Source organism: Wolbachia endosymbiont of Folsomia candida (assembly GCF_001931755.2).
In the GTDB taxonomy this organism is placed as follows: Bacteria; Pseudomonadota; Alphaproteobacteria; order Rickettsiales; family Anaplasmataceae; genus Wolbachia.
In genome coordinates this window covers 847,718-860,892 of record NZ_CP015510.2, presented here as the reverse complement: position 1 = coordinate 860,892, position 13,175 = coordinate 847,718, and the positions used below count along the sequence as shown (strand labels likewise).

The following is a 13,175-nucleotide window of genomic DNA, read 5'->3' as shown; positions in this document are numbered from 1 at the left end:
CTATAACGAAAAGACTAGATTCCAGTGTCGTAGCACTGGAATGACATCACGATTACACGCATTAAACTAGAAATTCGTGCATCTGTGGCCTATAGGCTCAGAATTTTAACAGACTCCACAATATGCTCAGGGAGTGGAGCATCAATAGTAATATCCTTATTATTTGGCAATTTTAAAGATAAAGAATGCGAATGAAGGTGCATTTTATTTGCTATTCCATCAATAAATACTCCTTTGCCACCATATTTACCATCGCCAAGAATAGGGCAATTTATATGGGCTAAATGTGCACGTAATTGGTGAGTTCTGCCAGTAATCGGTTGCAGTTTTAAATAAGCAACATTATGGTTCAGCCTTGCCATAATTGAAAAGCGCGTAGTGGCATTGTGAGGAGAATTTTCATCAACAACAACTTTTTCTTGGCCAGATATATATTTTTTTATTAATGGATGGTCTATTACTCCCCTACTTTTATTTGGTATACCAACAGTTAACGCTAAATAAGTTTTTTTGATTCTACGTTCTTTAAATTCCTCCATTAAATACCTTGCAACGATTGCACTCCGTGCAAATATTATCACTCCGCTAGTATCCCTATCCAGTCTATGAACAATTTTAAATGTCTCTCCCTCTATTATTTGATCAAGCAAGTCGCTGATACTGATTTTTACTTTCACACCACCTTGAACTATCACCCCTGCAGGCTTATTAATAGCTAATATGTACTCATCTTCATATAGTATATTCTCCTTTAATAACTCTATTAATCTTTCATCACATTTGTGGTCAGAATTAGCATTTTCAATATAATCCAAATGCTTCAGTGTTATTGTTTGACCAGAATTTACTCTATCACTTGATTTAGCTTTCCGATCATCAACTTTTATTAACCCTATTCTTAAAGACTTTTCAATTACAGATTGTTTCAAATTAGGAAAAATTCTTCTTATGTACCTATCAAGCCTGATATCATTTTCGTCTATTGATACAGTCTTTATACTCTGCGTCATTTTTGCTGAGATTTTGAAGTTATATATAAGATTATATAGTAAAAATCTCTGTTATTCCAGCAACTTGATATTTAAGCAAAAAGATAGATCCTATTGTCACTCAATAGGATCACAAGGAATCAACCAGGACAAGGAACTGCAGCTGCAAACTTACCTACATTCTGTTCTTCTATTTCAGTACTAGGCTTTGATTCAGTATATGTAATACCAAAAGAAATACCCCCAGATATGAACCAAGACAACGCAGCTATACCAAGAATTGTCAATACTGGTAAACTAGTGATCAAGCAAAGTGTAGCGCAAACTATCAGTGCAACTGTACTACCAACTCCAATTCCAAGTGCAATATCCACTCCCACTCTAATCTTCCACTTGTTCTTGCTAAAGAAACTTGGTTCGTTATGTTCTTCATCACTATCCATTAATTCCTCATAACCACTATCAGAGTCGTTCTGTGTAGAAGGTAAACTAATTTCTCTGTGACCTTTTTTATATTGCTTTTCTTCTGCTTCTTCTAAAAGCCTTAGTATCTTTTCTTTGCTTTCAGCACCACTAATCCACTCATTAACAAGATCTTTTGGAGTACAATTATATTTATCCTTTAAAAAAAGCTCTGCACCTGCCTTTATTAGAGCATCAACTACACCTACATTTCCATCTTTAACAGCGTAATGTAAAGGAGTACGTTTATAGCAATCTACTGCATTAACATCTGATTTGTCTAGTAGAAGCTCTACTACTTTTGCATGACCATTTTTAACGGCCCAATGTAAAGGAGTACGTTTATAGCAATCTACTGCATTAACATCTGATTTGTCCAGTAGAAGTTCTACCGCTTTTGCATGACCATTTTTAACGGCCCAATGTAAAGGAGTCCGTTTATAATCATCTGCTACATTAAGATCTGCTCCTTTTTCGAGCAAAAGTTTTATTACCCTTTCATTGCCACTTTTAGCAGCGCAATGTAAAGGAGTCAATCCATTCTCATCTACTACATTAACATCTAGTTGTTTTGGAAGTAAAAGTTTTACTATATCTGCATTACCAGCTTCAGCAGCCAAGTGCAAAGGAGTCTTCTTATGATTACCTACTGCATTAACATTTTCTCCTTTTTCAAGTAGAAGCTCTACTACCTCTTTAGAGGAATTGGTAGAAGAATTGTTAATAGCACGATGTAAAATGGTCAATCCATTACATTCTTCGTTAATATCCACACCTTCTGTGTCTAGTAGAAGCTTTATTACCTCTGTGTCCATATCAACAACAGCGGTGTATAAAGGAGTCCATCCATGTTTATATTTTTTATTAACTTCTACACCTTTTGTACTTAATAATAGAGCTATTATATCTAATCTTTTACGCGCTATGGCACATAGTAAAGGAGTATATCCACACCGATCTACTGTATTAACCTCTGCTCCTTCTTTGAGTAAACGTTTTACTGTATCTACATTGCCATTTTCAATAGCAAAATTTAAAGGAGTATTTTTATTATCATCTGCTATATTAACATCTGCTCGGTTGTCTATGAGATTTGCTACCATCTCCGTACAATCATTATCAACTGCTATACATAATAATGTCGCTTTGTACTGATATGCGCCACATTCTAAGGTAAATATGTGATTTACATCAAAAAATTTATTTTTTTTCCACTGTCCATATATAACTGGATCTTTGTGTTTGAATTCCTGTTTGAATTCCTCTAAAGTGCTTGCTGCCTTTAGTATCTCTGTGAATTTACTAAGTTCCATGATTTTCTCCAATCAAAATACATAGTTTAATTATTACATATTTTTATGAAAAAGTCAACTTATCTCGTCAAGAGGCTCTATATTAAAGATAGCGAGCCCTAAGCTTTTATTCCTTCAGATGCTTGCTGCTCTAAATTCTTTTCTGCTACTTCTGCTATTTCAGTACTAGGCTTTGATATCATATGTGTAATACCAAAAGCAATACTGCCAACTATGAACCCAGACAACGCAGCTATACCAATAATTGCCAATACTGGTAAATAATTAGTAGCAAACACAAGTGAAGTGCCAACTGTCAATGCAACTACAATACTAACTCCTATTGTAATTTCCCACTTATACTTGCTCAAGAAACTTGGTTCGTTTTGGTTATGGTCTTCTACATGGCTAGAAGATGAAGAAACAAGTGGTAATTTATCACCATCTACTAATTCCTCTTCTTCATAACCACTATCAGCGTCATCATGCATAGAATGTAAACTAATTTCTTTGTCACCTTTTTTAGATTGTTTTTGTTCTGTTTCTTCGAAAAGACGTATTACCTCTTTATTTGTTGTTAAGTTTCTTGGAGCATAACTGTAGCCGTTTATCAAGAAAAGGTCTCCTAATTCCTCTTCTTCATAATCACTATCAGCGTCATCGTCATCCTGCATAAAATGTAAATTAATTTTTTCGCCACCTTTTTTAGATCGTTTTTCTTTTGCTTCTTCTAAAAGACTTATTATCTCTTTATTTGTTGCTAAGTCTCTTGGAGTTTCAACGTAGTAGTTTCTCAAAAAAATGTCTGCTCCTTTTTCTAGCAGAAGTTTTACTACCTTTACATGGCCATTATAAGCAGCATAGTGTAGAGCTGTCGATTTATTAATATTTGCTACATTTAAATCTGCTCCTTTTGCGAGCAAAAGTTCTACAACCTTTTCGTGACCATAACGAGCAGCTAAATATAAAGGAGTACATTTGTTATTATCTTTTTCATCGTGCTTTGCTCCATTTTTGAGTAGAAGTTCTACTACTTTTGTATAGCCATTTTCAGCAGCCAAATGTAAAGGAGTATGTTCATCATTATCTACTGCATTAAAATCTGCTTCTTTTGCAAGCAAAAGTTCTACAACCTTTTCGTGGCCATGACGAGCAGCTACGTGTAGAGCACCCGATCCATTCATATTTGCTACATTAAAATCTGCTCCTTTTGCGAGCAAAAGTTCTACAACCTTTTCGTGGCCATTTTCAGCAGCTACGTGTAGAGCAGTCGATCCATTAATATTCACTATATTCAAAGATGCAAAATTCAAAAATGCAAAATATTGTGGTATTTTTTCATCTGCTTCTTTTGCGAGCAAAAGTTCTACAATCTTTTCGTGGCCATGACGAGCAGCTCTATGTAAATACGTCCATCCTTTAATATCTGCTACATACAAATTTGCTCCAGCATTTATAAATTCTTCTACTTTACTTATATCACCTTCTGTGACAGCGTTAATAAGCTGTTCGTTTGGCTCTGTTGTGCTCATGATTCTCTCTAAATTAAAATATATAGTTTAATTATTACATATTTGAGTAAAAAAGTCAATTTATCTCGTTAAGAGGCTCTATATTAAAGATAGCAAGCCCTAAGCTTTTATTACTTCAGATGCATGCTGCTCTACATTATTTTCTACTACTTCTGCTATTTCAGTACTAGGCTTTGTTATTATATACATAACGCAGCTAGATATAATTCCAGATACTGCAGCTATAAGAATTATTGGCCACACATCTGCAATGGCCTGACCAATCACTAATAATGCAGACAATGGAATTATAGCAATATCTACCAATACAGGCGACTGAGTAGCGCACAGTAGTGTAAGACCAACAACTGATGTAGCTGCAAGAAATGTAAAAACTATTTGGTTTTCCCGAACTTCTTTAAATATAGCTGCATTATTTTTTTGACCAGATTCTTCAGCTATTCTTTTACGCATAAATCTTTTCATCCAGAAGCCACTTTGTAATATTAGAGTACGGTTCTCTTTTCCTTTGTAAGTTTCTATTATGCTGTTAAATTTTTCTCTATTACCTGAAAAAGCAGCCCAAAACAAACTGTCTGATGCATGATTGAATTTCTTTTCTGCATCTTTTAAAAGTTTAGCTACTTCTTGACCATTTTGACTTTTTAAGTCAACAAGTTCTCTTGGGGTTTTAAAAGAATATTTTCCTTTTAACAAAGGATTTGCTCCATCATTTAGTAGAAGCTTCACCACTTCTCTGCAACCATTTTGAGCAGCGAAATGTAAAGCAGTTCGCCCAAAATTATCTTTTGCATTAACATTAGCACCCTTTTCAAGTAGAAATTCTACTACTTCTTTACGGTCACTACGAGCAGCAAAATGTAAAGCAGACATTCCTTTGCTGTCCATTACATGAATATTAATTTTTTTCCCAAGTAGAAATTCTACTACTTCTTTATGGCCACTACGAGCAGCAGAATGTAAAGGATTAACTTCATTTTTATATATTGCGTTAATATCTTTTATTCTATTTAGTACAATCTCAATCACATCTATATGACCATGTGCAGCAGCAATATTCAGTAATTGCTTAAAAACAGAAAGACTTTCATCAATCTTTTTTGAATTTTTTGTTATTAGAATATCTACTACCCTCTTGAACCCATTTTTAGCAGCTAAATGCAAGAAACTATTCCCTTCACCTCCTTCAATTTCAACTATTTTAACTCCAGCTTTGTTCAAAAGAGTTAACACACTTTTAGGAGTACAAAGAAATGGATAATGTACATCAAAATCCTCTTCTTCCAATTTTCTGTAGACATCAGGATACTGCTCTTTAAACTTACTTTTTATTTCATCAAATATACTATCACCTACTAGCGTTTGATCTTCTTCTACTTGGTGTAATATTTCTTCAAGTTTTTCAAACGACATAATCCTACCTTAAATCTAAAATATATAGTTTAATTATTATACATTCTTATAAAAAAATCAATTCATTTTGTCAAGAGGCTCTATGTTAAAGATAGCGAGCCCTAAGCTTTTATTCCTTCAGGTGCTTGCTGCTCTAAATTATTTTCTGCTACTTTTTCTATTTCAGTACTAGGCTTTGATACCATATATGTAATACCATCAACTGCTAGCGCCACTATTGCAATTGCAACTACTGCTACTATTATAGGCATCAAAACAACTTCAACCACTCCTGTTGTGAAGAGTGCTACTGCTATAGCAGTACCTAATACCGCAGTTAAACAACCAGCAATAAGACCTTTTACAACCGCTTCTTTTCTAAGTTGTTTTTGTTCTGCTTTTGTTGTTCCTAAAAGATTTCTTATCTCTCTACTTCTCGCTAAGCTTCTTGGAGTGTTACCATCATTATTTTTTAAAAAAGGGTTTGCTCCATTTTTAAGTAGAAGTTCTACTACTTTTGTCTTTCCACTTATAGCAGCGTAATGTAAAGAAGCAAATCCATTCACATCTACTGCTTCAATATATGCTTTGTTTTGGAGTAAAAGTGCTACTACATCTACATTGCCACTTTCAGCAACCACATGTAAAGGAGTATATCCACCCCTACCTACTGCTTTAACATTTGCTCCATTTTTGAGTAAAAGTGCTACTACATCCACATTACCACTTTTAGCAGCACTATGTAAAGCGGTACACCCAACAAAATCTACTGCTTCAACATATGCTTCATTTTTGAGTAAAAGTGCTACTACATCTACATTGCCACTTTCAGCAGCTATATGTAAAGGAGTACGTTCAGCCCAATCTACTGCGTTAACCTCAGCTCCAGCATTTATAAATTCTTCTACTTTACTTAGGTCACCTTTTTTGACAGCACTAAAAAGCTGTTTGTTTAGTTCTGCTTTGCTCATGATTCTCTCTAAATTAAAATATATAGTTTAATTATTACATATTTTTATGAAAAAGTCAATTCATCTCGTCAAGAGGCTCTATATTAAAGATAGCGAGCCCTGAAGCGATAACGTGCGCTAAAGCTTGCACGAGGAACATTCTTGCTGAAGTGAGACCCAAGTTATTCTCCTGTATAAATCGCATGTTTAAGTCGCTTTTGCCATATCCCCATAAAGCATGAAACACTTCTGCAACTTCAAGCAAATAGAAAGTAATACGATGTGGTTCACAAAGTCTTGCAGCAATTTCTACTACATCTGGCCACCTTGCTAGAGTTTTGATTAGAAATAGCTCACCATCAGTCTTTAAAAGTGATGGGTCTGCATCTGGTAGCGTTTTTGGAGCGTTACGCATTAACGAATGAGCACGCGCATGAGCATATTGTACATAAAAGACAGGATTATCTTTTGATTGTTCTTTAACCTTGGCAAAGTCAAAATCAAGAACCATATCATTCTTGCGTGTGAGCATTATAAAGCGAGTGATGTCTTTGCCTACTTCTTCGACTACATCTCTTGCTGTAAGAAAATTCCCTGATCTTTTGGACATCTTAACAGGCTTTTCATTCTCTAAAAAATTTACAATATTATGTAGTTTTACCTCTATTTTTGCTTGATTATCGCTCAAGGCAGAAACTACAGCTTTTAACCTTTTTGTATAACCACCGTGATCACTCCCAAGCTCCACTATCATGTTATTAAAGCCACGGGATATTTTATCAGCATGATAAGCAATATCTGATGCGAAATAAGTCCAACTGCCATCTTCTTTTTTCAGTGCACGATCAACATCATCACCAAACTCTGTAGCACGAAATAACAGTTCTTTCCTGGAAACCCAATTCTCACTTTCCTTTCCTTTTGGTTTTTCCAAATACCCCTCATACACTAAACCTTTATCAGACAAAATCTTCACACTCTCTTCAATTTTACCGCTTTTTTGCAGCTCATACTCTGAAGTAAAAACATCGTGATTTACTCCAAGTAAGTTCAAGTCTTCCTTTATTATCTCTAATATAGAACTTAAAGTATGCTCCTTAATCACTTGATTATCTTGAATTTCCAAAAGTTCTTTACCGTATTTTTTAGCCAGCCCCTCCCCTATTGGTTTTAGATATTCACCTGGATATAAACCTTTTTCTATGGTTATTTTTTCTCCAAGCGCTTCTTTGTATCTAAGATATACTGACTGAATCAATGTATCTATTTGTGCTCCTGCATCATTAATGTAATATTCTTTAGTAACTTTATAACCAACTTTTTTAAGTAAGTTTGCCAAAACATCACCAAATACAGCCCCTCTTGCATGACCAATGTGCAATGGGCCAGTTGGATTTGCAGACACAAATTCCACATTAATAGCCTGATTGTTTCCTATATCCAAATTTCCAAACTCTGTTTTTAATTCATTTATTTGTCTTAAAATTCCGTGCCACACTTCTGCCTTCAAATGCATGTTGATGAAACCTGGGCCCGCAACTTCCACTCTTGCAACTTCATCAAAGAGCTCAAATTCCTTTGCTAAAATCTTTGCAATTTCTATAGGATTCTTCTTTTCGTGTTTGCCAAGCACCATAGCAACATTGGTATAAACATCACCATGCGCTCTATTACTTGGCGGTTCCACAATAAAATTTTCTATACTTGTATTGATAACATTCTTCTTTTTTAACTCATTCAACTTACTCAAGATTAGGCCAGAGACTTTCTTAAAGATGTGCATCGACTAAAAATTATGAAAACTTTTAACAATATATCATACAAGTAAGGTTAATTAAAGGCTTACCTCCAATACGACGTAGATGGCTGTGTAACATCACTTACATCTATGCTTGATTGAGGCATGAGTAAATCCTTTCTACTGGCGAAGTTTTGCCTAAGCATAGTTAGTAATTCTCTGCCTCGTCCCGTACTCTCCGCAAGAGAAATCGGACTATTTCCCCGTTCATCTTTCTTGTATGAGTCAGCACAATAAAAGGTCATTACGTTTTTTATCATATTATATACTATTTTAGTTCTTTCGACATCTGTAGCATCTGTTATTAAATAAAGCTCAACTAATTTAGTTAATATACTTTTGCCATTATCATTTGCGGTACGTAAAGATTGATATTGTAAAGTACCATTAATATCTGCACCTTCATCCAATAGTTTTGCTATTTCTGTATAATTAGTTCGGAGTTTTGTTATACATAATATAAATAACTTATTATTAGCAGTCTGTTTTTTCTTTTCTGCTTCCTCTAAAAGCATTTTCGCAACTCCTACAGCAAAATCTTTTGGTATTTTCCCATCATTATTTTTCAATAATGGATCAGCTTTGTGCTCAATTAAAAGTTTTATTGCATTGTCATTTTGATACCAAGCAGCGCAGTGCAGAGGTGTGTTACCAAATTCATTTTTTTCAATGACCTTTATTTCAGTTCGTAATAGAGTCCCTATTATTGATTTATCATGGCAGCAAGCAGAATAATGCAGAGGAGTATTTCCTATATTATCTTTTTGATTAACATCTATACCATTTGCTAACAGATATTTTACATTCCATAAATTTCTATTTATAACACTATAATGCAAAGGAAATTTAGCTTTATACTCACTTTCGTTCATAACTTACTCCATAAAACTTTAATATTTAATTTTATGGAAGCTAATATTAAATATTTATAAATACTTTATTTACTATAATTAAAGGCTTACCTACAAGCACGTTCATATGATTTAGATGCCTGCTCAACGTCCATGCTTGTTTGAGGCTTCTTATAAAGTTCAGCATCTGCAAATATCATCACTCTTAACAGCTCGTTATCACATTTTTTATGAGCAAGATAAGTTGCGCTATCTCCAAACTCATCTATTTTACGAGGATCTCCACCACACTGTATTATAATTTTTATATAAGAAGATAGACGTTTCTTATAAATATTGTTAGGATTGTTAGGTCTAATATCTAAATAATCTCTCACAAGCATAGTTAGTGGACTTCTACCATTAGTATGGCCTATCATGCTCTCTCTAGCAAAACCATTAATATCTGCCCCTTTTGCTATTAACTGCATTACTTTTTTCTGATTAAATATATCTTTACAGCACAATGAAATTAATTTATTAGTGGCATCTTGATCATAAGATTTTTGATTTTTGGAAGTATTTGCTAGTGCTTGAGTATTGGTTGTAGATACATTTCTATCTATAGTAAATTCCTCTACTCCTAAATTTCCAATGTAAATTTTTAACTCAAGTAATTGATTCTTACTAACAGACGTATAATATTTGAGATTATTTTCAATAATTTTCAGTTTTTTAAGAGCTGTTTCTTTAGGCATATCCAAAAAATCCTTATTAATGCCTGAAGCTATAATATCGAGCGGTGCATTCCCTCTATCATCATCTATATCAACTTTACCTTTCATTTGTAGTAGCGCTAGAAACTGTGATATTGTTCCTAATTCAGAAATGATATGCATAGGAGTTTTTCCTTGAGTCCATGGTATTTTGTAATTTGGACCAATAATATTCCTTTTTAAGATTATATATTCTGCTATCACTTTTAATAGCTGTTTATTAATATTCTTAGTAGCAATGGAAAACATACTATTTCCATGCTTATCTTGTAAAAATGGATTTGCTCCTTTTGACAACAAGTAACCTATTATATCTAAATGACAGCACTGATCAATATAGCCTTGTGTGGCAATAGTTAGAATACTCTTGCCATTATAACTGCTTATTCCATTAATATTTGCACCTTTGTTTAAGTGACGCGCAATGAACATTTTAGTTAATGAATAAGGAAAGTCAGCAGTTAAAATATCAGTCTCTTGTTGATTTTTATTGCCTAACATAATCTTCCTCACAACCAATAATACACTCAACTATATTACAGTATTTTTAGATTATGGAAAATATTAAATTTTTTGCTGTGTAAGTTCCCATAGATAACATACGAAATAAATTATACTTCTTTCGAAACTCTGTTTATGGTGAGAAATTCTTAGGAGAGGCGCAGGCGAGCACCGCAGAATACTCAGATGTATTTGAGAAGCGTAGACAAGCTTCAACAACAAAATTGCTATCAGAAATCGAGTTTCATAAGTGATTTTGAAAGTATATGACATGCTGTATCAACATGCTCATCCTCAATTATAAGCGGAGGAGTGATTCTGATTACTTTATTGTTCAAAACTTTAGTTAATATTAACCCCATATTAAGACACTGACTGACAATTTTATCTGCCAAAGGAGTTCTAAGCTCTATTCCAATTAGCAACCCTTCTCCACGAATTTCTGAAATTAACTCTGGGAACTCTGTAGCTAACAGTGACAATTTTTCTTTTAAATATCCACTCACTCTTTTAACGTGATCAAAAAAGCCGTCTTTTAGCATGATATCAAGTACTGCATTACCAACAGTCATAGCAAGCGGATTACCACCATAAGTTGAGCCATGAGTCCCTGGAGTCATTGCTTCTGCTATATGATCTTTTACTAAACATGCGGCTAGTGGAAATCCGTTACCCATCGCTTTAGCGCAGGTTAGCATATCAGGTTCAACATCGACGTTTTGATAATGAAATAAAGAACCAATACGACCATACCCGCATTGCACTTCATCAAAGCATAAGATTATTCCTTGAGCTTTTGTTATTTCTCTTACTTTTTTAAGATATTCCGTGTTCAGCGGATATACCCCACCCTCACTTTGTATAGGCTCTAAAAACACAGCGGCTGTTTCATCGGTAATTTTTTCTTCTAGTGCTTTAATGTCATTTCTTGGAACTTTGTCAAAGCCGGAAAGCAGTGGAGCAAAACCTTCACGTGCTTTTTCGTTTCCACCAGCAGAAATAGCAGCAATGCTGCGTCCGTGAAATCCTCCTTCAATTGTAATTATGCGATTGCGTTTCGCTTGCCCTTTTGAATAAAAATGTCGGCGAATAAACTTAATCGCAGCTTCAGTAGCTTCAAGTCCACTTGAGCAAAAGAATACCTTATCTGCAAAAGTAAGTGTTGTTAAACGCTCAGCAAGTCTTTCTTGCTCTGGAATGGTAAAAACATTAGAGCAGTGCCATAATGAGTTCAATTGCTCATTCAGTTTACCAGTAATGTGCGTATGACAATGCCCTAAAGAAGTTGTAGCAATGCCTGCAGCAAAATCCAGGTATTGTTTGTTACTTTCATCAAAAAGATATACACCCTCTCCTTTAATTATGGGAATTTCAAGTCTATTATAAGCATTAACAATACAACTCATTTTAAGTATTGTGATATTACCTATATTATATCTTAAATGAGTCTATTAACCCAAGGCTTTTTCTGGTTCATGCAAAAACCTTTCAATTGTCAGATTTGTGCAATTATAATTGTTACTAAAAGGATTTGTTTCACAATTACGCCAATCATCATTATCTACTTCCTGATGAATACGATTTGTCTGTTGATTGCTACAATTTCCTACTCCTTGAAAATATGGACTAAAGGGATTTGTTGAATCTCCTCTCCAGTCGTTTTTGTAGTGATTTTTATGACTTACATTTTCAGTGACTACTTTTACCTTTGATTTTGGATTTCTTTCTTCACTATTACTTCTAACTACAACCCTTACAACTTCAACAGACTGGCTCTTTTCTAAAACACGCTCTGTATTCTCTTGAGCATATATTGATGATTTGCTCAATACAGAAAGAATTGTCAACGCAACCATAGGTACAAAAGCAACAGCTAATAATGTGCTGCTAGAAATACCTAGAAAACTACTCATACTGTTGGCAAGTTCAAGCATGGTTGGCAAAAACTGTTGACCTTTTATCAATGCCTCTATAGCAAGGCCGCAACTTAGTGTGGCAACTCCGGCTATTATACTGCAAAGTAAGACTTTTATAGCTACAGGAGCTATTTGTTTTAAAATGCTAAGTTTATCTTCTTGGCCATCAAAATTCCATTCTTGTAAATGGTTAAAATCTATCTCTAAAGGAGTGATAGACAAAATATTGTCATTTATTAAAGAAGGAGCCAAAGAAATAGATACTGGTTGACTGTTTATCAACTCACTAGAATTTATAATATCATAATCAGGCAGTTCAGCACCAGCTGCAAGGGTGGATAATGGTATATCTGAAGCTTTAGAAGCGCCGCCTTTCGTGGAGGAGCTACTACTTTGGCTACTACTTTCCTGATTGAATAATTTCTCATAAATTAGAATCAAAAATAACAATAATATGCCTGTTATAGATAAAATTTTTACTTCAGGAGAAAAAGACATAATGGAATTGATAAACTCTTCCGCGCCTGCAGGGTTATTAATTGCAGAATATCCAAACGTATATAGAATAAACATAAGAAATAGGCTAAAATAGCTTTTAACCATGGAATATAGATTTATTTTCTTACTAAATTGCTGCATTTCTTAACCTCTTACACTATTTCAACTAAAAATTGATACTATGCTACAAATTCTCACAAAAAGAGAATTAAAACATACGATATTCTAGCTGGTGTAAT

General features: G+C 34.2%; 10 protein-coding genes. All 10 read right to left on the bottom strand.

What is annotated here, in order from left to right:
* Positions 1-89: 89 nt before the first annotated feature.
* Complete coding sequence (locus tag ASM33_RS03940; RefSeq protein ID WP_110410286.1) at positions 90-1,010, bottom strand: RluA family pseudouridine synthase; 921 nt, start codon at positions 1,008-1,010, stop codon at positions 90-92.
* A gap of 119 nt (positions 1,011-1,129) precedes the next feature.
* Positions 1,130-2,764 carry an ankyrin repeat domain-containing protein gene (locus ASM33_RS03935; protein ID WP_110410287.1) on the bottom strand — a complete coding sequence of 545 codons (1,635 nt, stop codon included), beginning with the start codon at positions 2,762-2,764 and terminating at the stop codon, positions 1,130-1,132.
* A 98-nt stretch (positions 2,765-2,862) separates the two neighbouring features.
* Positions 2,863-4,275 carry an ankyrin repeat domain-containing protein gene (locus ASM33_RS03930; protein WP_110410288.1) on the bottom strand — a complete coding sequence of 471 codons (1,413 nt, stop codon included), beginning with the start codon at positions 4,273-4,275 and terminating at the stop codon, positions 2,863-2,865.
* Positions 4,276-4,374: 99 nt separating this feature from the next.
* A complete protein-coding gene (locus ASM33_RS03925; RefSeq protein WP_110410289.1) occupies positions 4,375-5,688 on the bottom strand; it encodes an ankyrin repeat domain-containing protein in 1,314 nt (437 codons plus the stop codon).
* Between the two features lie 101 nt (positions 5,689-5,789).
* Complete coding sequence (locus ASM33_RS03920) at positions 5,790-6,638, bottom strand: ankyrin repeat domain-containing protein (RefSeq protein ID WP_110410290.1); 849 nt, start codon at positions 6,636-6,638, stop codon at positions 5,790-5,792.
* A gap of 55 nt (positions 6,639-6,693) precedes the next feature.
* Positions 6,694-8,400 carry an arginine--tRNA ligase gene (gene argS, locus ASM33_RS03915; RefSeq protein WP_112477206.1) on the bottom strand — a complete coding sequence of 569 codons (1,707 nt, stop codon included), beginning with the start codon at positions 8,398-8,400 and terminating at the stop codon, positions 6,694-6,696.
* Positions 8,401-8,459: 59 nt separating this feature from the next.
* On the bottom strand, positions 8,460-9,287 hold the full coding sequence (locus ASM33_RS03910; RefSeq protein WP_110410291.1) for an ankyrin repeat domain-containing protein: 828 nt from the start codon (positions 9,285-9,287) through the stop codon (positions 8,460-8,462).
* 86 nt (positions 9,288-9,373) lie between these two features.
* Complete coding sequence (locus tag ASM33_RS03905; RefSeq protein ID WP_110410292.1) at positions 9,374-10,522, bottom strand: ankyrin repeat domain-containing protein; 1,149 nt, start codon at positions 10,520-10,522, stop codon at positions 9,374-9,376.
* 230 nt (positions 10,523-10,752) lie between these two features.
* Positions 10,753-11,928: an aspartate aminotransferase family protein gene (locus ASM33_RS03900; protein WP_110410293.1), complete on the bottom strand. Its 1,176-nt coding sequence runs from the start codon at positions 11,926-11,928 to the stop codon at positions 10,753-10,755.
* Positions 11,929-11,973: 45 nt separating this feature from the next.
* Positions 11,974-13,011 carry a hypothetical protein gene (locus tag ASM33_RS03895; RefSeq protein ID WP_157956371.1) on the bottom strand — a complete coding sequence of 346 codons (1,038 nt, stop codon included), beginning with the start codon at positions 13,009-13,011 and terminating at the stop codon, positions 11,974-11,976.
* Between the last annotated feature and the right edge of the window lie 164 nt (positions 13,012-13,175).

Bases quoted from the DNA above. Each gene is read 5' to 3' on its own strand.
- ASM33_RS03920 (WP_110410290.1), bottom strand. From the start codon at position 6,638: ATGAGCAAAGCAGAACTAAACAAACAGCTTTTTAGTGCTGTCAAAAAA.
- ASM33_RS03925 (WP_110410289.1), bottom strand. From the start codon at position 5,688: ATGTCGTTTGAAAAACTTGAAGAAATATTACACCAAGTAGAAGAAGAT.
- ASM33_RS03940 (WP_110410286.1), bottom strand. From the start codon at position 1,010: ATGACGCAGAGTATAAAGACTGTATCAATAGACGAAAATGATATCAGG.
- ASM33_RS03905 (WP_110410292.1), bottom strand. From the start codon at position 10,522: ATGTTAGGCAATAAAAATCAACAAGAGACTGATATTTTAACTGCTGAC.
- ASM33_RS03900 (WP_110410293.1), bottom strand. From the start codon at position 11,928: ATGAGTTGTATTGTTAATGCTTATAATAGACTTGAAATTCCCATAATT.
- ASM33_RS03935 (WP_110410287.1), bottom strand. From the start codon at position 2,764: ATGGAACTTAGTAAATTCACAGAGATACTAAAGGCAGCAAGCACTTTA.
- ASM33_RS03930 (WP_110410288.1), bottom strand. From the start codon at position 4,275: ATGAGCACAACAGAGCCAAACGAACAGCTTATTAACGCTGTCACAGAA.
- ASM33_RS03910 (WP_110410291.1), bottom strand. From the start codon at position 9,287: ATGAACGAAAGTGAGTATAAAGCTAAATTTCCTTTGCATTATAGTGTT.
- ASM33_RS03895 (WP_157956371.1), bottom strand. From the start codon at position 13,011: ATGTTTATTCTATATACGTTTGGATATTCTGCAATTAATAACCCTGCA.
- argS (WP_112477206.1), bottom strand. From the start codon at position 8,400: ATGCACATCTTTAAGAAAGTCTCTGGCCTAATCTTGAGTAAGTTGAAT.